This window comes from Gemmata palustris, assembly GCF_017939745.1.
In the GTDB taxonomy this organism is placed as follows: Bacteria; Planctomycetota; Planctomycetia; order Gemmatales; family Gemmataceae; genus Gemmata; species Gemmata palustris.
In genome coordinates, this window is sequence record NZ_JAGKQQ010000001.1 from 1,159,006 (window position 1) to 1,181,197 (window position 22,192).

At 65.6% G+C, this 22,192-nt stretch carries 13 protein-coding genes; 7 read left to right on the plus strand and 6 right to left on the minus strand.

Going from position 1 to position 22,192, the window contains the following annotated elements; genetic code table 11:
• Positions 1-264: 264 nt before the first annotated feature.
• The 5 genes from J8F10_RS04685 to J8F10_RS04705 form a co-directional block, all read right to left on the minus strand.
• Entirely contained in the window at positions 265-1,623 is a 1,359-nt protein-coding gene (locus tag J8F10_RS04685) for an efflux RND transporter periplasmic adaptor subunit (protein WP_210652701.1), read from the minus strand.
• Positions 1,613-4,870: an efflux RND transporter permease subunit gene (locus J8F10_RS04690; RefSeq protein WP_210652702.1), complete on the minus strand. Its 3,258-nt coding sequence runs from the start codon at positions 4,868-4,870 to the stop codon at positions 1,613-1,615. The genes J8F10_RS04685 and J8F10_RS04690 overlap by 11 nt, the downstream gene beginning before the upstream one ends.
• An 87-nt stretch (positions 4,871-4,957) precedes the next feature.
• Positions 4,958-6,703 (minus strand): TolC family protein, encoded by a 1,746-nt coding sequence (locus J8F10_RS04695; RefSeq protein ID WP_210652703.1) that lies wholly within the window; start codon positions 6,701-6,703, stop codon positions 4,958-4,960.
• A gap of 321 nt (positions 6,704-7,024) precedes the next feature.
• On the minus strand, positions 7,025-8,413 hold the full coding sequence (locus J8F10_RS04700; RefSeq protein ID WP_210652704.1) for a DUF1501 domain-containing protein: 1,389 nt from the start codon (positions 8,411-8,413) through the stop codon (positions 7,025-7,027).
• Between the two features lie 14 nt (positions 8,414-8,427).
• A complete protein-coding gene (locus tag J8F10_RS04705) occupies positions 8,428-10,824 on the minus strand; it encodes a PSD1 and planctomycete cytochrome C domain-containing protein (protein WP_210652705.1) in 2,397 nt (798 codons plus the stop codon).
• 605 nt (positions 10,825-11,429) lie between these two features.
• Between J8F10_RS04705 and J8F10_RS39710 the strand changes: the two genes are divergently transcribed.
• The 7 genes from J8F10_RS39710 (at position 11,430) to J8F10_RS04740 (ending at position 21,067) form a co-directional block, all read left to right on the plus strand.
• The gene (locus J8F10_RS39710; RefSeq protein WP_210652706.1) at positions 11,430-11,876 is read left to right on the plus strand and encodes an RNA recognition motif domain-containing protein; all 447 of its coding nucleotides are present in this window, start codon (positions 11,430-11,432) and stop codon (positions 11,874-11,876) included.
• Positions 11,877-12,453: 577 nt separating this feature from the next.
• A complete protein-coding gene (locus J8F10_RS04715) occupies positions 12,454-14,235 on the plus strand; it encodes an RNA polymerase sigma factor (protein ID WP_246523946.1) in 1,782 nt (593 codons plus the stop codon).
• Between the two features lie 28 nt (positions 14,236-14,263).
• Positions 14,264-15,865 (plus strand): leucine-rich repeat domain-containing protein, encoded by a 1,602-nt coding sequence (locus J8F10_RS04720; protein ID WP_210652708.1) that lies wholly within the window; start codon positions 14,264-14,266, stop codon positions 15,863-15,865.
• A 163-nt stretch (positions 15,866-16,028) separates the two neighbouring features.
• Positions 16,029-17,486 (plus strand): NAD-dependent succinate-semialdehyde dehydrogenase, encoded by a 1,458-nt coding sequence (locus tag J8F10_RS04725; protein ID WP_210652709.1) that lies wholly within the window; start codon positions 16,029-16,031, stop codon positions 17,484-17,486.
• Positions 17,487-17,784: 298 nt separating this feature from the next.
• Positions 17,785-18,078, plus strand: a complete 294-nt coding sequence (locus J8F10_RS04730; protein ID WP_210652710.1) for a hypothetical protein — start codon at positions 17,785-17,787, stop codon at positions 18,076-18,078.
• Positions 18,079-18,206: 128 nt separating this feature from the next.
• A complete protein-coding gene (locus J8F10_RS04735) occupies positions 18,207-19,346 on the plus strand; it encodes a glutathionylspermidine synthase family protein (protein ID WP_210652711.1) in 1,140 nt (379 codons plus the stop codon).
• A 176-nt stretch (positions 19,347-19,522) separates the two neighbouring features.
• Entirely contained in the window at positions 19,523-21,067 is a 1,545-nt protein-coding gene (locus tag J8F10_RS04740; protein ID WP_210652712.1) for a hypothetical protein, read from the plus strand.
• An 81-nt stretch (positions 21,068-21,148) separates the two neighbouring features.
• On the opposite strand, the gene J8F10_RS04745 is transcribed toward J8F10_RS04740, so the two are convergent.
• Positions 21,149-22,030 carry a sugar phosphate isomerase/epimerase family protein gene (locus tag J8F10_RS04745; protein ID WP_210652713.1) on the minus strand — a complete coding sequence of 294 codons (882 nt, stop codon included), beginning with the start codon at positions 22,028-22,030 and terminating at the stop codon, positions 21,149-21,151.
• Between the last annotated feature and the right edge of the window lie 162 nt (positions 22,031-22,192).

The window sequence follows — 22,192 nt, forward strand, 5'->3', positions numbered from 1 at the left end:
GGGCTACGAGGTCACTCGGCTCGGTGCTGATCGCTCGCGCATTTCTGCGAGTCTAAACTTTCCCTCGGTGAAGGCGCTCCCACTCGCGGTTCGCCGCCACCCAACATCGTTGGGGGCTCCCCGCGAAAAAGTCGCGCGAAAATTCTCTAGGCGCCGGGGGTCCGGCGGGGCAATGACTCTGTGTCCGAGCGATCCCGGCGCGGTTCGCGCTACGCCAACACCCGAAACCGGCCGACTCCTGTGCGAGGTCCAGAACCTGATCCGTCACGGCACCGCTTGGCCGTCCGCCAGGGCCGATGCGGGGGTCGCGATCGCCTCGGTTCCGGTCACATCGGTCCAGTCGCTCGCACCCGGTTTCTTGTACCGCCGGACCTGAGTGAACTGGCCGTCTCCCTTCAGTAGCTGAGCCGTCACGCGGACGGCTTTGCTCCCTTCGACCAGGAAGATGATCGCGTCGTCGCCGAGTTTCCCGACCGCCGCGGCGGGAACGGCCCAGGCGGACGGTAACTCGGCCGTCAATTTGGCGTGAACGTACATCCCCGGTCGCAACACCCCCTTTTCGTTCCGCAGGTCGATTTCGGTCCGCAGCGTGCGCGACCCCGGCTCCAGCGCCCAGGACGTCCGAATGACTTTTCCGGTCGGCTCCGGTCCCGGGAGCACTTGTATCACGAGCCGCACGTCCTGCCCGATCGCGACCAGCCCGGCGTCCGCCTCCGGCACGTTCACCACCACCCGCACCGGGTCCGTCCGCGCCACCCAGAACAGCCCGGCCTTCTCGGTGCCGGTCACGAAGTCGCCGGTGCTCACGGCCCGGCGCGTCACCACCCCGTCGAACGGGGCCTTGATCGTCGTGTACCCCCGCAGCGCGTCCACCCGGCGCACCTCGGCTCGCGCCACCTCCAGTTTGGCCCGTGCGGTGGCGACGTCGGCCCCCGCCTTCGCTTCGTCCGCCGCGGCCTTCTTTACCGCGGCCTGTGCCGCCACCACGCGCGCGGTCGCTTCCTTTCGGCCGGCTTCGGCGGCCCGGAGCTGGTTCTTCGTCTCGTCGAGGGTCTGGCTGTCCCCGACCCCGCCGGTGAGCAACTTGGCGATCCGGTCCACTTCTTTCTGCCACCGCTCGTACTGCGCTTGCGCCCGATCGACCCCGGCCTCCGCCACGGTGACCCCCGACTCGGCCGCTGCGACTCCCGCTCTTGCGGCTTCTTCGGCCTTCTGCGACTGGACGATCTCGGACTCAGATTGCTTGACGAGGGCGTTTTTCTGCTGCCACTCCTCTTCCAGTTCCGGGATGGCCAGCACCGCCAGAACCTGAGCCCGCTTCACCCGGCTCCCGAGATCGATCTGCCGTTCTTGTGGTGGCCGGTCCTTCTTGTCGGGGTCGTCCTCGATGCGCCCGACCAGTCCCGGCAATTTGGCGTGGAGTGCGGTTTCCTCGAACGCCAGGATCGTTCCCGGCTGCTCGACCACGCGCTTCACGGCGCGCATTTCCGGCCGAACCACACTGACCTGCGGGCCGGTGACGGGGGCGCCGCCGTTCGCCGGCGCAGCGGGCTTGCGCTCGCACCCGGTGGCCGGGAACAGGGCGATCAAGGTGAGTACGAAGAGCGGTGCGTCACGGTGCATGGGAAGGAACCTCCTGCGAGCCCGCTTCGGCGTTCGGAACGTGGTGCGCACTGGCCGGATCGAACGGATCGAGGGAGGCCGACGCGGTCCCGGCGCGGCCCATCACAAGCGCGAACACGGCCGGGAGCACGAACAGTGTGGTCAGGGTGCCGGCGGTCAGCCCGCCGATCACGGCGCGGCCGAGTGGGGCCGTCTGGTCACCGCCCTCGCCGAGCCCCAGAGCCATCGGAACCATGCCCGCGATCATGGCGCAACTGGTCATCAGGATCGGCCGGACGCGGCTCCGGGCGCCCGCGATCCCGGCTTCGCGTGCGGGCGCCCCGCCGACCCGCGCGCGTTCGGCGAAGGTGACGAGCAGGATCGCGTTCGCGGTCGCGACCCCGACCGCCGTGATCGCCCCCATGAACGACTGGAGGTTGAGTGTGGTTCCGGTCGCGAGCAGCACCACCGCGACGCCGGCCAGTACCGCCGGGACCGGGGCGACCGAGACCAGCGCGAGCCGGACCGACTGGAAGTACGCCAACAGGAGCAGGCCGATCACCACGACCGCCACGCCGAGGCCGAGGCCCAGCCCCCGGAACAGGTCGTTGAGCGGGGCGACTTGGCCGAGCACGTCCACCTTCACCCCGGCCGGCGGCGGGCCGGCCGCCTCGACCGCTTTCGCCACCTGTTGGGCGACGGCACCCAGGTCGGTACCCTGAATGTTCCCGGTCATGCTCACCACGCGGCGCATGTTGTACCGGTCGATCTGGCCGGGCATGGTGCCCTCTTTTACCCGCCCCACGTCGCGCAGCAGGACCGTGCTCGCCCCCGTCGTCGTGACCGGGGTCAGTTCCAGATCCTTGATCGAGTTGACGAGGGTGAACGGCACCTCCACCTGAACTTGGTAGCCGATCCCGCTGGCCGGGTCGCGCCAGTAGTTGGGCACGGTGAACCGGCTGGAGGAGGTGTAGGGGGTCAGGGACCGCGCCACGTCCGCCACGGTCACCCCGGTCGGGCCGAGCTTCTCCCGGTCCACCGCGACCTCGACCGTCGGGTAGTCGAGCGCCTGGGCGTACCGCAGGTCCACCACCGCCGGCACCTTTTCGAGTTCCGCGTGGAGCTTCTCCGCGTGCGCGCGGTTGTCGGCCATTTTGGGGCCGTTCACGACCACCTCGATCGGCGACGGCGAACCGAAGCTCATCACCTCGCTGACGATGTCGGCCGGCTCGAACGACAGGCGGATGTCCGCGGCCCGCGCCTCGGCGGTAGCCGGCGGCACCCCCTCCCGCTTCCACTTTTCGGCGGCCCACGTTCGCAAGTGGGCCGGTAACTTCGTGCGGAGCCGGGCCTTCAGCTCTTCGAGCCGGACCGGGCCGGGCTTCAGCGCGACCCGCGTCACCGACTCCTCCGGCCCGCCCATCCACAGGTACACGGCGTTGATCGGGTTACTCGGCGGCACGATCCCGACGAAGCCCAGACTGATGGCGACGCGGTCCGGGCCGGCTTCCTCATTCACGAACCGCAGCGCCTCTTGGGTGAGCGCCTCGGTCTGCTCGATCCGCGTCCCGGTCGGCCCCTTCAGGCGGAACTGGAACTGCCCCGCGTCCACTTGCGGGAAGATTTCCGTACCCAGTTGTCGGCCCGCGAGAACCAGTACCGCGCCCGCGAACACGAAGTAAACCGGTACGAAGAGCCAGCGGGCCGCGGCGCTAGCCCCGATCGCCCGGCCGAACGCCCCGGGCGGGGCCGAGTGACCCGCGGCGCGCCCGAATTCCCGGTTCTTCAGCAACCAGACGCAGAGGACGGGGAGGAAGGTGCTGGAGAGGACGTAGCTGGCGATCATCGAGAACCCGACGGCCAGGGCCAGCGGCACGAACAGCGCGCGGGCCGTGCCCTGCATTGCGAACGACGGGATAAACACGGCCAGGATGCACAGCATCGCGAGCAGGCGCGGCACCGCCGTTTCCATGTTCCCGCGCCGCACGGCCAGTGCGACGGACCCGTGCTTCCCCATCTGCGTGTGGATGTTCTCGACCTCGACTGTGGCCTCGTCCACCAGGATGCCGACCGCCAGGGCCAGCCCGCCGAGCGTCATCAGATTGATCGTCTGGCCCGTCAGCCACAGAGCGACCAGGGCGGCGACGAGCGCGAGCGGGATGTTCAGCACGACGACCACCACCGAGCGCCAGTCCCGGAGGAACACCAGCACCATCAGCCCGACCAGCCCGGCCGCGAGCAGCCCCTCGAACACCACGCCCCACATCGAGTTGGTGACGTAGGGCGACTGGTCGAACTCGAAGCTCACCTGAATGTCGTCGGGCAACACGCCCTGCATCTGCGCCAGGTTGGCGCGCACCCGGTCCACGACCGCGAGCGTACTCGCCTCGGCCCGCTTGGTGACCAGGATGTAGACCGCCCGCTTGCCGTTCACCAGCGCGTACCCGGTCGTAATGTCGCTGGCGTCGTCGATGAGCGGGCGCCCGGTCACCTCGTCGCGCTTCACCACGTCGCGCAGGAACACCCCCGGCTTCACCTCAATGGTGCCGAGGTCTTCCGGCTTCACCACCATCGCGTTCGTCGGGACGAGCGGCATCCGGGTCGCGTCGCGGATCTGCCCGGCCGGGGCGATCGTGTTCCCGGCCGACAGCGCCTGGACCACTTGGTCGGCCGAGACCCCGTAGGAGACGAGGCGCTGCGGGTCGGCGCGGACGACGACGGTGCGGGCCGACCCGCCGAACGGGGGCGGGGCGGACACGCCGGGGATGCTGGCGAACATCGGGCGCACCTTGAACAGCGCCTGGTCCTGGATCTGGCCGATCGTCTTCGTTTCGCTCTTGAGGACGAGGTAGCCGACGGGCACGCTCCCGGTGTCGTAGCGCATCACGAACGGCGGGACGGTGCCCGGGGGCATGAACGCCCGCGACCGGTTGACCGCCGCGACCGTTTCGGCCATCGCCTGGGCCATGTCGGTGCCGGGGTGGAAGTACAGCTTGATGAGGCTCATGCCGGTGACGTTGCGGCTCTCGACGTGGTGGATGCCGCCGACGTACAGGATGTGGTACTCGTAATAGTTCGCGATCAGCCCCTCCATCTGCTGCGGGTCCATGCCGCCGTAGGGCTGGCAGACGTAAATCACCGGCAGATCGAGCGGCGGGAAGATGTCAACCTTCATCCGGTCGACGGCGAGCAGCCCGGCGAACGCGACACCGGCGATCAGCACCATCACGGTGACCGGCCGGCGCAGTGCGGCGGAGATCGGGTTCATTGGCGTAACGGGACCGTTAGGGACGGGGTGTATTGAATCGTACCCGCCGCGGTGCCGCGCCCACAGGTACCGGGCGCGAATTCGCACTCACGGCCGGCGCGGGGATTGACCCGCCGGGTAAACGGAAACCGGGAGCGGGTCGGTCGGTTGCACGGCCCGCGATGCGCGTCGGACCGGGTTTTCCGCGCTCACCGCGGGTACCGGGCCGGGGGGCGCAGGCGCATCGCTCGCTGGTCGAACGATCGGTGGGGGCATCGTCGGGGGCGGTACCACCGGGGCCGGGCGCGCCGGCGCGTTCGGCGAGCGCTGTGCGGGATTGCCGAGTGCCCGGTGGAGCCGGAACTGTGCGCGGTTGTGGTCCGCAACCGCGCCGTAATAGTCGCGGTACGCCTGATCGAGCGCCGCGACCGCCGCGACCGCTTCTTGCGGGCGGAACACGAGCGCGAGCTGGTCCCCGACCCGCTTACCCGGCACCAACCCGCGCAGGTTCTTCTCGGCGGTTTCCGCGGCGTCGATCACGCCCTCCTCGGCCGCCTTGAGGCGGTTCGCGGACCGGCGCAGTTGTGCGTGGGCCTGCACTACTTCGGCCGAAACCCGTTCCTGAGTGCGGAGCAACTGGAGCAGGGACGCCCGCTGCTCCGCTTCGCGCTCGCGGATCGCGGCGCGGTTGCCCATTCCGAGGTTCTGGACTTCCCAGACGGCCTGGAGGTCGAAGCTGTACCGGCCCGCGAAGTTACTCAGGGTGTCGTTGGTCCCGCCGCCGAAATAACCGCCCGCGAGCCCGGGTACCTGCGACCCGGTTCCGCGCAGGGCCACCGTCGGGACGAACGGGCGGACCTTCTCCTGCCGGACCCGGACGAGTGCCGCCTGGATCAGCGCTTGGTCCGAGGCGAGTTCGGGCCGGTTGGTTAGCGCGATCGGAATCAGATCGTCGGGCACCGCGGCCGGGTCGATCAGTTCGACCACGAGCGACGGCTCTTCGGCCGGTTCGACCAGGGTGCCGGCTTCGAGTCGCAGCACGCGCGTCAGGTCGGCGCTGGCGACCTGCCACCGCTCGTAGGCGGCTTCCACCGACTGGCGGCGCCGGGACACCTCGGTTTTCGCCCGGCTCACTTCGACGGTCGGGGCCAGGTCCGGGGCCACCTTTTCGGTCAGCTTGACCAGCTCCTCCGCGCGGCGGAGGGCGTCAACGGAGCCGGCCACCTCACCGCGCGCCTGCTGAACGGTGAAGTACGCCTCTGCGACGGACAGGGTCGTATCGTTCCGGGCCGTTTCGACGTCCGCGCGCCGGGCACGAAGCACCTGTCGGGCCGCGAGGGGGGCGTAGTAGGCTTCGCTCAGGGGGAACACGGCGGTCGGACCGCCTCCGACCAGGAACGACGATTTGCTGGTGGTGAAGACGTTCCCGACAACGTCTTGAATCTGTCCGTCCTGGCGGAAGTAGTCGAGACCGAGGCTGACGTTCGGCAGCCACATCACCTTCGCCCGGTCGAGCGCGGCGCCGGCGGCCCGGAGGCGCTCGCCGGCGATCTGGATGTCGAGCGGGCTGGCGTTGGTCAGCGTGAGTGCGGTAGTCAGGTCGATCGGCAGCGGCTTGCCCTGACCCGTTGCGGCTGGCACCGGTGGGAGCGCGGCCGCCCCGCGCGCGGGGGGCACGCTCGTCTCGTTTTGGTCCGATTTGATCTGCGCGCCGGCAGGGATAATGGTCGGGTTCGGCGCAGCCGGTCGAGTTACCAGTCGGGGTGGGGTGGGAGGGGCTTCGGTCGGCGCGGGGGTATCGAGCGTGCTACAGGCCGGCAGGATCAAAGCTCCCGCGCCGACGAGTACCCGCACCGCGCGACACATCCTCTTTGCGGCCGCCACTTAACCCCCTGCGACCTCGGCGCGCGGAACGAGCCCGCTAACCCGGACAAGCCGGTAACACCGCATGTATCGGTAAACGGCGCGGGCATGTTGACCTGCGGGGCGTGAATTTCTCTTATCTTCACGGTCCGAAATTCCCGCGAACGGGCGACTCACCCACCGCCGGCATCCCGGATCGAGGTGCGGATGGGCGCGCGGTCGGGCACCAAAATGTGTACCGAAGTGCTCAGAAACGTGAGGGAAGGGGAGGGCACTGGGCGCAGGCGCGACCCAGCACCGAGGCGACCGCCGTCACGCCAGGATTTCGTTCACGATGCGGCCGTGGACGTCCGTCAGCCGGAAGTCGCGCCCGCTGTAGCGGTACGTCAGCTTCTCGTGGTCGAGCCCGAGTTGGTGCAGGATGGTCGCGTGCAGATCGTGAACGCTGACGCGGCCCTCCGTCGCCTTGAACCCGAACTCGTCGGTGGCCCCGTAACTCGTACCCGCTTTCACCCCACCGCCGGCCATCCACACGGTGAACCCGTAGTGGTTGTGGTCCCGGCCGTCGCCGTTCTCCGATACCGGCGTGCGACCGAACTCGCCGCCCCAAATGACCAGCGTGTCGTCGAGTAACCCGCGCTGGCGCAAATCCTTCAGCAGTGCCGCGATCGGTTGGTCGATCGTGCCGCACAACTTCTTCAATTCACTGTTGATCTGGGCGTGGTGGTCCCATCCGCCGATCGACAGTTGCACGAACCGAACGCCCCGCTCGACCAGTCGCCGGGCGAGCAGGCACCCGCGTGCGAACTCCCCGTTCCCGTAAGCTTCCCGCACGCGCACCGACTCGCGCCGGATGTCGAACGCTTCACCGGCCGCGGACTGCATTCGGAACGCGGTCTCCATCGCCCGGATGCGGGCTTCCAGTTGCGGGTCGTTCCCGTTTGCTGCGGCGTGGGTGCGGTTGAGCGACTGAAGTGCTTCGAGCTGGCGCTTCTGGTCTTCGAGGCCGATGGTCGGGTTGCGGAGGTGCCGGATCATCTTCTCCGGGTCGGTTTCCGCGGCCGCGACGCGGGTCGCCTGGAACTGCCCGGGTAGGTAGCCGCTGCGCTCGAACCCCGCTTGGCCGAACCCGCCGCCGAGCGAGACGAACCCGGGCAGGTCCGCGTTCTCGGAGCCGAGCCCGTAAGAAACCCACGACCCGATCCCGGGGTTGACCGCATCGATTCGCCCGCTGGCCAGGAAGTTGGCGGCCGGCGAGTGGTTCGGGTTGATCGCGTGGACACCTCGGAGCACGCACAACTCGTCCGCGCACTCCCGGATATTCGGGAGCAGGTCGCTCACCGGCAATCCAGACTTCCCGCCCGGGCGGAACTTAAAGGGGGAGGGGAGTAGCCCGCCCGTGACGCGCTCGGTGCGCAGGTCGGCCGTTCCGGGGCGCTGACCGGCGTGCTTGGCGAGAGCCGGCTTCGGGTCGAACGTGTCGAGGTGTGACGGCCCGCCCGCCATGAACAGGAAGATGACCCGCTTCGCACGCGGTTTAAAGTGCGGCTTCCCCAACGCGGCAGTTGGCGCAGGCGCCGCGGACGGCTCGGCGGCTTGCAGGTAGCTCGCCAGCCCGAGCAAGCCCACACTGCCGCCGAGTTCGCGAATGAACTGCCGGCGCGTCGGTCCGAACGGGTCGGTCAGATCGGGTCGGATCATCGGAGGGCTCGCGGTCAGTTGAGGAACAGGAACTCGTTACTCGCCAGGAGCGTCTGGGCGAGCAACTCCCACGCGGGCGGGGCACCTTCTCGTGCGGGCCGGACCAGTCGCGCGGCGGTTTCTAACTCATCGGACGTCGGGTCGCGCAGGAGCACGCGCTGGAACAGTGCGCGAACGCCGTCTTCGGTTGTCTTCCCCGCGGTCGTCGCTTTGGCCAGTGCCACGGCCGATTGACGAACGAACGGGCTGTTGAGGAAGTACAGTTGCTGGACCGGTGTGGTCGTCGCTTCGCGCTTCTCCCCGTGGGCCTTCGGGTCGGGCAGGTCGAACAGTCGGTGAATGTCGGCCGGGCGCTCTCCGCGACTCACCTTGCCATAAACGGTTCGGCGAACGCTCCGCGGGCTGTCCAGGTTGTCCGATGGCCCGCCACCAGCGAGGTTGAGTTGGCCGCTCACCTGGAGGGTCGCGTCGCGCCACGCTTCCAGTTCCAGCCGCTTGCGGGGAGCGCGCCACAACCACCGGTTGTCCGGGTCGGCGGCTGCGAACTTCTCATCGTGTCGGGTCGATTGCCGGTACGCCGCGGACGTCACCAGTTCCCGAACGAGCCATTTCATCGACCAGCGGTTGGCGACGAATCGGGCGGCGAGGTCGTCGAGCAGTTCGGGGTGCGTCGGGCGGTCGCCGAGCGCGCCGAAGTTGCTCGGAGTCGTAACGATGGGCCGACCGAAGACCCAACCCCAGGTCCGGTTCACGAACACGCGGGCGGTCAACCCGGTCGCGTCGGAAACGATCGCATCGGCGAGTTCCTTTCGCCCGCTGCCTTCGCGGAACGAGCGCGGTTGGCTCGGCGAGAGCACGGTCGGGAACCGGCGCGCGACGATCGCGCCCGGTCGGGCCGGGTTGCCGCGAATGAACACGGGAAGGTCGCGATACTTACCGGGCTGGTAGTCGATCACCGTCCAGTCCGGGTTGTCCCCATTGACCCACGTCCCGGCGTCCCGAACCACGTTCGCGATCGTTCCCGTATCCAGCCCCTTCTCTTTCTTCTTGAGGTCCGCGACACGCGCCTCGAATTTCTTGATTTGCAGATCGAACGGCGTGGGGTCTTTCTTCTCCTTCACGGCCGTTCCGCGCATCTCCTTCGCGTAATCGAGCCGCATGTTCGCGTCGAGCAGGTCGAGCCGGACGGTCGTGAGCGCGTCCTGGCTCGCGCTGGCGTCGGGCTTCAGCGGGCGCTCGGCGAGCTGCGTGTTCGCCATCACCCCGGCGAGCGCGTAGTAGTCTTCCGCGGTGATCGGGTCGAACTTGTGGTCGTGGCACCGCGCGCACGCGACCGTCAGCCCGAGGAACCCGCGCGTAATGACGTCCACGCGCTCGTCCCATTCGTCGGCGACGAACGCGGAGATCACGTCCTTCGAGAGCTTGGGTTCCTTGTGGTAGACCGGCGAGAGCCCCAGGAACCCGAGCGCTGCGAAATCTGCCGGTGGGGTGTCGGGGAGCAGGTCGGCAGCCAGTTGAAGGCGGATGAAGCGATCGAACGGAACGTCGGCGTTGAACGCCCCGATGACCCAGTCGCGGTAGCGGTACGGGAATCGCGGCGGCCGGCACGTCGATTCACCGGTGGAGTTATCTTCTGCGTACCGGGCCACATCGAACCAGTGGCGCGCCCACTTCTCCCCGAATCGAGGCGACGCGAGCAACTCATCGACCAGTCGCTCGTAGGCGTCGGCCCGAGTATCCGAGACGAACGCTTCGACCTGCTCAATCGTGGGCGGAAGCCCAATAAGATCGAAGTAGATTCGTCGCACGAGTGTGCGGCGATCGGCCAATGGTGCGGGGGTAAGTTTCTGTTCGTCGAGCTTCTTCAGGATGAAGAAGTCCGCTTTCTGAGCCGGCCACTTCGGGTCCGAAACCTTCGGGGCGGGCTGCTCGGTTACAGGTTTGAACGACCAGAACTCGCGGGCGGGTGTACCCGCGGACGGGTTCGCGGTTGCGGCCGGGAGCGGCGCGCCCATCTTCACCCACCGCTGGAGATCGGCAACGGCCGTGTCGGGGATCTTCCCTTTGGGCGGCATCGCGGGAAAGTCCGGGGCGTGCGCCACGACCTTCAGTAACAAGCTGTTTTCGTCTTTGGCTTTGACGAGCGGACCGGATTCACCGCCCTTGCGGATGCCAGTTGGGGTGTCGAGTTCGAGCCCGCCTTTGGCCTTTTTCGTGCTGACGGCGTGGCAGGAGTAGCAGTGCTCGGCCAGGACCGGCCGCACTTTCTTCTCGAAGAAGTCGGCGCCCTCATCGGCCCGGCCATTGGTCGGCACGAGAGCGACGAGCAAGAGGGCCGCGGCGAGCCGCACCCGGCCGCAGTACGACCCGGCCGCCCGCGCAAGTGCGGTCGGGATGCTTCCGACGTGCATGACCGTCACCGAGAATTAAGTGCGGAGAGGACGTAGGCGGGTCGAACAAGCTTATGTTAAGTGCGGCGGGTGCCTTCATCTAGAGTAAAAATCGTTGTGGGCGAACCGCCTCAAGTTGTGCGCAAATGCGGTCATTGCCGTGTTGAAAAGGTGGGGCGGAGAGAGAACACTCGCTCTACGCGGGCGCGTAGTCTGAAAATCTTTCTCCGTCTACCCTCGACGCGGGAAATTTCGGATTTCGTCTATTTTTTCTTCTTTCACCGGGTATAGTCAAATCAGCCTCCGGGGGCGGACCCCGGATGGCCAGGAAGATTTTGAACAGGTCTTCGCGTACTCGGTCTGGTATTTCGGCGGATCGGCTTTGAAGCCTAGCGACAGTTCATTACTGCCTTGCACACGCTCCCAAGCTCGTCAAGCTGGCCCGTTCCACGGTACGCCCTCGTCGTCGATGGTCCCGCTCTCGCGATTAAACACACACTTTCGCGACGGTAACCCCAAGGCGCGCGGCGGCCTGTTCACACACGTCTTCCCGGGCGCGATGCCGCGTTCGGTTCAGTTGAGCTCCCGGCCGGGTCGGTGAAGAAGCCCGTCCGGGGAGGGATGATATGGCCAGCAAGAATCTGTACGTGGGGAACCTGCCGTTTACGACGACGCAGGCGGACCTGGAGCAACTTTTCGGGCAGTACGGCACGGTCACCAAGGTACAGGTGATCTCCGACCGCGAAACGGGTCGGAGCCGCGGGTTCGGCTTCGTCGAGATGTCCAGCGGGGCCGACGAAGCCGTCGCCGCAATGAACGGCGCCGAGTACCAGGGCCGTCGATTGACGGTCAACGAAGCCAAGCCGCGCGAAGAGCGCCCGCGTGGGGGCGGCGGTGGCGGGTACGGCGGCGGTGGTGGTGGTGGTGGCGGGTATGGTGGGGGCGGAGGTGGCTACGGTGGCGGTGGCGGCCGTGGCGGTAACCGTGGTGGGTATGGTGGGGGCGGCGGTGGTGGTGGTGGCTACGGCGGCGGGTACGGTGGGGGCGGCGGTGGCCGCGGCGACCGGTACTAAACGAATCGCACACAACATCAACTGATTGAACAAATCGCGCGGCCGACCCAATAGTGGGTCGGCCGCGTTTTTATTGCCTGTCGCTCCACAGAACGCACAGGGCTTCCGCCCGGTGCTACAAACGCCGGCCGCTCCGCGGCGGCAGAGGCGTTTCTGTCTTCGCTCTGGAGAGCCACCTTTCATAGCACTGGGCTTCTGCCCGGCGTACTTTCTCACCCCGAATACCGCTCGAGTGGGCGAGAAATATTTACTGAATTTCCGTTCACTGAATGCGTATAATTCCCCTATCGGGCGTGTCTTGAAAAACCCCGGTAGTGCCAGGGCCGTTCGCGGTCATCACAAATGACCACAAACCGTCGCAGTTCAGGCGCGAATGTTAGTTGTTGTTAGCCGCTCGAAGTGTGTTTTTGCTTGCCAATGCAGGTACCGGGTCGGTCGGCCGAAAATGTTAGCAATTGTTAGCCCCGCTGCCGGCCGGCCCGAGATTCGGGGTCGGTGAAAATAGTGGGAACAATTCGGCCCTGGCCGACCAATGTTCCCCGACGCGGCCCGTGGGCGTCAGGAGAAAGCCGTGGCAATGTCGGAGAAATCGCTCGCTCACATCCTCCCGGAACTCGCGCGGTGCCGCTACGAGAGCGTGCCCGACGACGCGCTGGTGAACCGGTACGTCCACGAGCGCGACGAGGGGGCGTTCGCCGAACTGGTTCAGCGCCACGGGGCGATGGTGCTGGCGGTGTGCCGCCGGGTGCTGCGCAACTCCGCCGACGCGGACGACGTCTTTCAGGCCACGTTCATGGTGCTGGCGCGGAAGGCGGGGGCGATCCGGCCCGCGGGTGCGGTCGGTCAGTGGCTGCATGGCGTCGCGTTCCGGACCGCGCGGGAGGCCCTCCGACGGGCCGCTCGGCGGAGAGCGAAGGAGAGTCGTGTGGTGCCCCGCGAGCCGATCCCGGAACCCGTCGCGACGGACGTGCGACACGTGCTCGATGCCGAACTGGACCGGCTCCCGAAAACGTTCGCGCAGGTGCTCATCCTCTGCGACATGGAGGGGCGCACGCGGCGCGACGTGGCCGCGCTGCTGAATCTGCCGGAAGGGACGGTTGCGAGTCGGCTCGCTCGTGCCCGCGAAATGCTCGCCGCACGACTCACCCGGCGCGGCATGGGCTTGACGGCGGGTGCTGTGGCGGCCGTTTTGTCCGCAGATGTGGGTGTCGCGGCTCCGTCCGAGTTACTCGCGAGAACCGCGAGCGCGGCGTTCGAGTTCGGTACCGGGCGCCTGGCGGAGTCCGCTTCTCCCGGCGCGCTGGCGCTCGTGAACGCGATCCTGCGTGCCAACGGTGCTCAACTCAAGTTTCTCGTCGCGGGTCTGGTGGTTGTGGTGGCGGCCGTCGGTGGTTGGGCCGCGATAGGTGATTCCCGCCCGCAACCGGACTCCGAACGAGCAAGCCCGACGAACGGTGACGCTGCAAAGCAAACGCAGCCGCTCGCGGTCCCAGATCCCAATGCCACACTTCGTGCGAGGTTAGCCGGGCAGTGGAAGGTGGACGGGGGCACCCGAGACGAGCGCCCCCTGACCGATTGGGAGAAGAGCGGGTTCCGGTTCGATTTCAACCTATCGGGCGCTCTGGCCGTTCACCGCGGACTGATCCGGGACCAGCGCGCGTTCACCTGGGCGATCGAGCCGAATGCCACGCCACCGGCGCTCGTGTTGACGCCACCCGATGGAAATAAGGCGGGAGCGATCCGCGTCGCCTTTGAGCTTCGGGAGGGTGCTCTCACGCTGTCGTGGGACGAGCCGCAGTTGGGTCGGGGCAGCCCTCGTGGGGTGCAGGCGGTGAACTGCAGACTGGTGCTCTCGAAGGTCGCTTCGGCCGATACCCCGGACAAGTTGGTGGTCGCTCCAGCGCCGCAAAATGTCGTCGGCTCGCGGCTCGCGGGTTCGTGGGACGCGGACACCGTGCTGAACGGGCGCCTGGGCCTCGCGGCGGAACGAGCGCCGCGCGATCCGCCGAGCAAAACCACACTCACTTTCACGAGTGACCCGACCACCGCTCGTAATGTACCGCCCGCGTACCGCGCGCTGTTCGCGGACAAGCGGGTCTACTTGGCCGGGGTGATGGCGGTGGTCGGTGATTCGCGCGAACCGGTGCGACACCGGTTCCTGTTGATCGAGCACGCAGGGAACGCGCTCCTCGTCTACTTCGTTCCGCACGACCGGGACGAATGGAGCTGCGAGGAGGCCGCGACCGTGATGCTCGTGCCGGGCGCGGAGCGGGAAAAGGATCTGCTGTTCCTGTCGGCGTTCGAGGCTGCGCCGCACGCGCCGGTCGGCGGCTTCCGGCGCGCGTCGCTGAAGAAGTGAGTCAACAATCGCCCGAGGAGTTCGAGTCATGTTCGTGTGCCGAAGTGTGCTGATCGCGGGCGTTGCCCTGCTCGGCCTCGCGCCGATCGCCACGGGAGCTCCCGACCCACCTCCCGAGGCCAGCCCCGTGGGGACGTGGTGGGTCGAGGGTAACGATTTCTACGGCGAACTCGTCATCAAGGAAATCAAGGACGGAAAGGTGGCGGGCACCATTTACGACCAGCCGATCACCGGGACTTACGATCACAGCACGGGTCAGTTGACATTCACCCGCTTTGAGAAGGCCGGTGACGCGACGGGCTACCAGTCGTGGGTCGGCACACTGGTGCCGGTTTCCGATGCGAAACCGACACAGTACCGGTTGATGGGGACTTACAAATCCGCCGCCGGGTCGAGATGCAGACAGGTGGACAAGGAGTACACGTGGGCCGCGTGGGGTAAAAACGAGGCCGCGGAGCGCGCCTTGCGATTCGTGATGGAGCGCGGGGGGCGGTTCGCGCTGCGGCCCAAAGTGGTGAAGAGCATACACGTCTTCGAGGAGGTTCCGAAAAACAACCCGCGCGAACTGCTCCGGGTGCGGGCCAGTTTCGAGTTCGTGGAACGACTCGACCTCTCGGACGTTCGTGTTCGTGACGAAGACCTCAAAGAACTCGCCGGGTTGAAACACCTCCACCACCTCATCCTCAACAACACGGCCGTGACAGGAACCGGCATCGCCGCACTGTCTGGAGTGGAGCGCCTGCTCTGGCTCGATATGGCCCATACGAAAGTCACGACCGCCGGGCTGAAAGAAATCGCCGCGTTTCCCGTCATCAACACGATCAACCTGACCGCGGCAGACGTGCGCGACGCGGACCTGAAAGAACTGGCCCAGCTCCCGGAACTTTTCAGTCTGAGCCTAGCGGGGGCGAACGTCACCGACGCGGGTTTGAAGGGGCTGGCCGGACTTCGCGCACTCAAGTACCTCGACCTGAGTAACACCTCGATCTCGGGTGAGGGGCTCGCGGAACTGGCCGGTCTGAAGTACCTGAAGGAACTGAAACTGGACAACACGACCCTGACGGACGCAGGTATGAAGGCGCTCGCTAGCGTGTCGAGCCTCGAGGATCTGCACATGAAGAACGCCAAGGCAACCGAAGAGGGCTTAAAAGAACTGGGGAGCTTGAAGAAGTTGACCAGGCTGGACCTAACCCGGGTGCCCGTTACAGATGCGGTTTTAAGCGTGTGGGGCGGCTTGAGTGACCTTCGAGTTTTGGACCTGAGCCAGAGCCGCGTGACCGATCGGGCGTTTCAGGAACTCGCACGGTTGACGTCGTTGCAGGATCTGTACCTCGATGGCGCGCCCGTCACGGGCAAGGGCGCTTCCAAACTGGCCGGTTTGACCTTTCTCGACCGAATCGATCTGAACAACACGAAAGTGAGTAACGCAGAACTGCGCGAACTGGCTCAACTCAAAAACGTGCGGTCGATCCGGCTCGAGGGCACCTTGATTACCGATGACGGGTTGGACGACGAGGTCGTTCGCGGGTTGGATTACCCGGGCGATTTGTGGCTGCGGAACACCAAAGTCACCAAAACGCGGGTCGCAGAGTTAAAGAAGCAGGGCTTCCGCCGGGTTATTCTGCGCTAAACGGTCCGATTCGAGGCCGGTGGCGGGAGTCGCGCCGGCTGGGAGACAGGGGAAGGGCGCGCGGGGACGATTTCCCCGCGCGCCCTTCTCCGCGTGTGCGTAACCGATTGCGCGCGGATCCGTAGCATACCTCCATATCGCCACTGCATTTTGGAGGTTTCGCATGTCCGCTGTTCCCCCCGTCAAGAACCGCCAACTGTACATCGACGGCGCGTGGTGCGACGCCTCCACCGGTAAGAAGCTCGGGGTCATCAACCCGGCCACGGAAGAGAACATCGCGGAGGTCAGCTTCGGGAACCGCGCGGACGCGGCGCGGGCCGTCGCTGCGGCCTCGGCCGCGCTGCCGGCGTGGATGAAGCTCACGGCCTACGACCGCGCGAAGGTGCTAAAGAAGACCGCCGACCTCATGCGCGAGCGCGCCGACGCCTTGGCCCGCACGATGACGATGGAGCAGGGCAAGCCCGTCGTCGAAGCGAAGGGCGAGGTGATGCACTCCGCCGACACCTTCGAGTGGTTCGCGGAAGAGGGCAAGCGGGCCTACGGGCAGGTGATCCCGCAATCGAACCCGGCCAAGCGCCACATGACCATCAAGCACCCGGTCGGGGTAGTGGGCGCGATCGGGCCGTGGAACTTCCCCATCACGCTGCAGGCGCGCAAGATCGCGCCCGCACTCGCGGCCGGCTGCACCATCGTGTGCAAGCCCGCGAGCCAGACCCCGCTCTCGCTCATCGGCGTGTTCGAGTGCCTCATCGACGCGGGATTACCGAAGGGCGTCGCCAACCTGGTGATCGGCTCGGCCAGCGAGATCAGCGACGAGTTCATGCAGAACGAGGCGGTCCGGAAGATCAGCTTCACCGGCTCGACCGACGTCGGCAAGCGGCTCATGAAGCAGGCCGCCGATCAAGTGAAGCGCCTCAGCCTCGAACTCGGCGGGCACGCCCCGTTCATCGTGTTCCCGGACGCGGACCCCGAGGTCGTCGCGAAGGCCGCGGTGCTCGGCAAGTTCCGCAACAACGGTCAGGTGTGCATCAGCCCCAGCCGGTTCTTCGTTCACAAGGACATCGAGAAGCGCTTCACGGAGGTCGCGGTCGCCGAGGCGAAGAACCTCAAGATGGGCAACGGGCTCGACGAGGGCGTCGTGGTAGGACCGATGTTCGAGAAGAAGGCGATGGACGGCACGCAGGCCCTCATCGACGACGCGAAGGGCAAGGGGGCGAAGATTCTGACCGGGGGTGGGAAGTCCACGCGCTTCGAGAAGGGCTACTTCTTCGAGCCGACCATCCTCACGGGGCTCTCGCAGGACGCGCGGATTCTGACGGACGAGCCGTTCGCGCCCGTTATGCCGGTTCTGGACTTCACGAAACTCGACGACGTGATCGCCGCCGCGAACAACACGAAGTACGGACTCGCGGCATACGTGTTCACGAACGACCTGAGCATTGCGTGGCGGATGGCTGAGGGGCTGGAGGCCGGGATCATCGGTCTGAACGACCCGGTTCCCGCAACGCCTCAATGCCCGTTCGGTGGCATGAAGGAATCCGGTATGGGGCGCGAACTCGCCCACGAGGGGCTCGAAGCCTATTTGGAGACAAAGTACGTCTCAATGATGCTCCGCGGATAGCATCATTTGTCAGGGAGACTCGTAACAACTCTCAGCCGGGGACGCTTTTAGGATAAGAACGTCTCCGGGATGTTCTGCGAGTGATCGGGTGTATTCGGGGCCAGCGACGCGAGTTGCAAAAGTGGCGCAGAAGCTGGGATCGGTTCCGCGGGGACCGATCCCGGTTCTAATCGCCTGCCCATGATCTCCGAAAAAACTCTACACAAGACTCGACGGACGTGGTAAAGATGTAGGTGATCCGTTACGAATAGTATCAGTAACGCCCAAGCAACGGGGCGCGTCTCCCAGGTGATTCGCCATGACCCGTATGTCCCGTGAGTTCTCGCTCGTCCTGCTCGGCGCCGGTCTGATGACCACCGGGTACTTCATGTGGCCGGAGCAGAACTACGACAAAGAAGTCGATAAGCAGGCCGAAAAGCGCGTCGGCGGCCGCTCCCGGAGCGGTGGTGGTGCCTTCATCTTCATCGGCCACTTTGGTGGCGGTGGCCCCTCTTCCGTGAGTGGCGGCGGGCGCTCCCCGGCAATGGCCAGCGTCTCGAAGGGCGGCTTCGGCTCCGTCGGCGGGCGCGTCGGCGGCGGCTTCGGTGGCTGATCCGCGCCCCGCGGAATGAACAATTCCAAAGGTAAAAGGTAAAAAGGAACCGAACCCGCACTTTGCGGGTGCTTCTTCCTTTTGCCTTTTACCTTTTTTATTTCCCTTCACTCTCAAGAAGGTGGACCGTGCGCCGGGTCACCGTCGATCCCCGACCCAACTGGCAGAAACGGGTCGAAGAGTTCGGGCTCTACTACCACACGCTCCGCGGCGAGCCTTACTGGGACGAGTCCGCGTTCTACCAGTTCACGAATTACGAAATCGACGTCATCGAAGAGGCGACCAACTCACTGCACAAGATGTGCCTCGACCTCGTGCAAGAGGTCATCGACAAGCGCCTGTTCGGGCTGTTCCTAATCCCCGAAGAGTTTGAAGAGTACGTCATCCGGTCGTGGGAGAACGACGAGCCGTCGGTGTACGGCCGGTTCGACCTCGCCTACGACGGCGTCGGCCCGCCCAAGATGCTGGAGTACAACGCGGACACCCCGACGGCCCTCGTCGAAGCGTCCGTCGCCCAGTGGATGTGGCTCAAGGACATTGACGAGCGCGGTGACCAGTTCAACAGTATCCACGAGCACCTGATCGAAGCGTGGAAGGAAGTGCTCAAGCGCGACAGCGGCCCGATCCACTTCGCCGCGATGACCAAACTGGACTCGCCGGAGGACTACATCACCGCGGAGTACATGCGGGACGTGGCGATCCAGGCCGGCGCGAAGACCTCGTTCATCGACGTCACCGACATCGGGTACGACAAGCCGCGCCGCGTGTTCGTGGACAACACCGGGTTCCCGATCCACCGGTGCTTCAAACTGTACCCGTGGGAGTGGATGACGAAAGAGGAGTTCGGGCCGCACCTCCGCACCGCGCCGACCAAGTGGGTCGAACCCGCGTGGAAGATGATCCTCAGTTGTAAGAGCATCCTGCCGCTGTTGTACGAGCGGCACCCGGACAGCCCGTTCCTGCTCCCGGCCTCGTTCGACGCGCTGACGGATGGGAGTTACGTGAAAAAGCCGATCCACGCCCGCGAGGGCGCGAACATCGAGGTCGTCATCGGCGGCCGGGTCGCGCACAGCACGGACGGGCCGTACCAGGGCGGGCCGTATGTGTACCAGGCGCTCGCGAGCCAACTGAAGCCGCACGACGGGCGCTACCCGGTACTCGGGAGCTGGGTCGTGAACGGCGAAGCGTGCGGCATGGGCATCCGCGAAGACGAGTCGCTCGTGACCGGTAACACGAGCCGCTTTCTCCCGCACCAGATGGTGGGGTAATCGCACAATCGCACAGTCACAAGTCGTAAGGTCCGAAAGTCGTAAAGTCGGACCCGGAACGCGACCCAATGTACGACTTCGACTTGAAGACCCCTTAGTTCGACCTTACGACTCGTGACGTTACGACTTGAGACTCGAGACTTTATCGCGCGACTTGAGACTATCGGAGAGGCGGAATGTCCACGACGTTTATCTTCGAGGAACTCGACGACAGAACCCGCGAGTACCTGACCGCGGTCCGCGACAGTGAGGGCGTCGGGTCGCCGGGCGTGTTCGTTCACACCACCGACCAGCTCCCCGGGTGCGGGTGCGTCGCCGGTCCGATCATCATCATCACCACGCTATTGTTAACCCTCACGACGTGGCTCGGGATCATTTACAACGACCCCATCGGGGTCGCGTTCTTGCAAACCGCCGGGCTGCTCGTCGGCAGTTGGCTCCTGTTCGCGAAGTTCCGCGGGCGGGGCGGGAAGAACGCCGGGACGTGGGTCTACGTCGATCCGCTCAACCTGTACGAGGCTTACCGCGAGCAGGTCACCGTCACGCCCGTCGATGGTGTGGTCGATGCGAACTACACGCACAACTACGACAGCAACGGGAATTACCAGAACAGCGTTGTGAACGTGCTGCTGGGCGGGCGCCGGAGCGCCTCGGTTACGCTCAAACACGAGTCCCGCGCCGAGCACATGGTGACGTACCTGAACTACTTGGCGTGGGCGCGCAGCCCGGAAGGGGGGGCGCGAGGGGAGATCGAACCGGCCGACCTCGGGGGGCTGGCGCGGTACGTGGCCAAGAACGGCGACGAGCCGAAGGACGCTGAGGGCAACGTCAATCTGAGGATCATCGAGCTCGACATCACTGAGGTACCCGATGCCCCGGCGCGCGAGGGCGGGTCGATGCCCTCGTTCTTGCCCTACGTCTTCATCTTCTTCGGTAGCGTCGTGTGCTTCTTCTTCATGGGGTTCGTCATCAACCCGGTGGTTCGGGACGACGCGCTCTACGATCTCGTCACGAAAGAAACGAGCCCGCCGTCGATCGAACCGCGGTTCCTGCGGACCTATCTCGTTGATTCGCGCAACACGCTCCACCGCAAGCAGGTGATCGAGAAACTCGGGCGGTTCTACGACCCCGCCGTCGCCCACGTCCAGAGGAACGCCGCGGACCGGCGGCTCGGTCAGGGGATGGCCGACGTGCTCAAGGGGCTCAGCAGTGCCGACCAACCGGTCGTATCACTGCGCATCACCGAAACTCGGTCGCCCGCGGGCAAGGCGGATTCCAAGGGGACGCGCGAGAATACACTTCGCACGCAGTTCGCGGACGGCGTGAATACCACGTTCGCGGCGCAGTCTTGGGGCCACCCGATCCAACTCCCGCCCGGGTTCGTGGCCACGGAAACGCTCCCTCCAATCGGGTACCAACTGATCGCGTTCGTCGAACCGCCGGACGACGCGAAGGCGGTTCACTTCGATGTCGCCTACGCGGTGGAAGACGTGGGCAACGGGCAGTTCCAGGTCGTCGTGAACGTGACGCTGCGAGCGAACATTGAAGACCCGGCCGAAGTGAGCGGCCAGTTCAAAGTACCCGGATCGTTTACTGCGGCCGACCTCGACGGGGCCGGGTTGAATCGCATCAAGGACGAATTGATCCGGAACCTCATCGGCCCCCCGGGTGCCATTGGGGTGCCCGGGATGGGCATCGTGCCTCAACCGGTCTTCCCGTAGGAACGATTCTGGGTGAGCCCGCCGGCAGAGAGAATCTCTTCCACCGGCGGGTTCACCCAGAATTGCCTCACGGTTCTTCGCTTAGCCCTTCACCAGTTCGTCCCACAACTTCTTGTAACCCTTCAAGAACGCGGTTCCTTTCTCGACGTCGTAGGCGGTGCCGACTTCGCACAGCGTGTAGCGGTCGTAGCCGGTGTCGCGAAGGAGTTTGAACAACTCACGGTACGGGTACGTGCCCTTCGCGTCGTTCGTCAAATCATTGATGTGACACGATTTGATGTACGGCTTGAGCATCTCGAACCCCGCCGCCACGGACTTGTTCGCGATGTCGGTCCCGTTCGAGTTCCACGTCACGCCGACCTGTTTGTGGCCGCACGCCTCCATGATGGTCTTCATGTTCTTGGGGAGTTGCGTGACGGCCCCGTGAACCTCGACCCAGATTTCGACGCCGGCATCGTCGGCTGCTTTACCGCACTCCCGGAGCGCTTTGCCGATCTGCTCGAAGGTCTTTTGCTCGTCGCCGCCCTTTGGAATACCGTTAGGGCGCACCTTCACACCCGTGCCGCCGATGTCGTGAACGAGCTTCACAAACGCCTTACAATCCTCAACGTTCTTTTTCACCACAGAAGGGTCGGCGGAGTGAAACTCGCACACGGTACCACACCCCCAAAACACGACGCCCGCGTCCGCGAACTGTTTTTTGACGTCCTTTCGCTGGTCCGCTGTCAGTGAGCACTCGACGCCGTGTTTGTGCGTCGTGCGGCACTCGACCGCCGCGATTCCGACGTCCTTGCACACCTTCAGAATGGTCGGTAGATCCCAATCTTTTGGCACGTTGTACGTCACGAGCCCGAGTTTGAACTTTGCGGCATCCTCAGCACCGTTTGCGAGCGCGGGCCACAAACTGCTAGAGGTCGCGGCCGCCCCGGTCGCAAGAAACGCACGGCGGGAAAGGGTGCTCATGTTCCGGTTCCGAAGAGAAAAGTGCGGATCGGAACTAATGATGCGCGTTGAAGATGCAACCGCAAGCGAAAAAAGTTCGGGAGCGCGGCAATAACCGCGGCGCGGCGCGCATCGGAAATGGTGAGCAGGGAGTTGTTTGGCAGCGTCTTCCTGCTCATGTGG

What these genes read in the sequence shown, in the direction of transcription:
- J8F10_RS04725 (WP_210652709.1), top strand. Translation starts at nt 16,029, where the DNA reads ATGTCCGCTGTTCCCCCCGTCAAGAACCGCCAACTGTACATCGACGGC.
- J8F10_RS04740 (WP_210652712.1), top strand. Translation starts at nt 19,523, where the DNA reads ATGTCCACGACGTTTATCTTCGAGGAACTCGACGACAGAACCCGCGAG.
- J8F10_RS04685 (WP_210652701.1), bottom strand. Translation starts at nt 1,623, where the DNA reads ATGCACCGTGACGCACCGCTCTTCGTACTCACCTTGATCGCCCTGTTC.
- J8F10_RS39710 (WP_210652706.1), top strand. Translation starts at nt 11,430, where the DNA reads ATGGCCAGCAAGAATCTGTACGTGGGGAACCTGCCGTTTACGACGACG.
- J8F10_RS04730 (WP_210652710.1), top strand. Translation starts at nt 17,785, where the DNA reads ATGACCCGTATGTCCCGTGAGTTCTCGCTCGTCCTGCTCGGCGCCGGT.
- J8F10_RS04700 (WP_210652704.1), bottom strand. Translation starts at nt 8,413, where the DNA reads ATGATCCGACCCGATCTGACCGACCCGTTCGGACCGACGCGCCGGCAG.
- J8F10_RS04720 (WP_210652708.1), top strand. Translation starts at nt 14,264, where the DNA reads ATGTTCGTGTGCCGAAGTGTGCTGATCGCGGGCGTTGCCCTGCTCGGC.
- J8F10_RS04745 (WP_210652713.1), bottom strand. Translation starts at nt 22,030, where the DNA reads ATGAGCACCCTTTCCCGCCGTGCGTTTCTTGCGACCGGGGCGGCCGCG.
- J8F10_RS04690 (WP_210652702.1), bottom strand. Translation starts at nt 4,870, where the DNA reads ATGAACCCGATCTCCGCCGCACTGCGCCGGCCGGTCACCGTGATGGTG.
- J8F10_RS04705 (WP_210652705.1), bottom strand. Translation starts at nt 10,824, where the DNA reads ATGCACGTCGGAAGCATCCCGACCGCACTTGCGCGGGCGGCCGGGTCG.
- J8F10_RS04715 (WP_246523946.1), top strand. Translation starts at nt 12,454, where the DNA reads ATGTCGGAGAAATCGCTCGCTCACATCCTCCCGGAACTCGCGCGGTGC.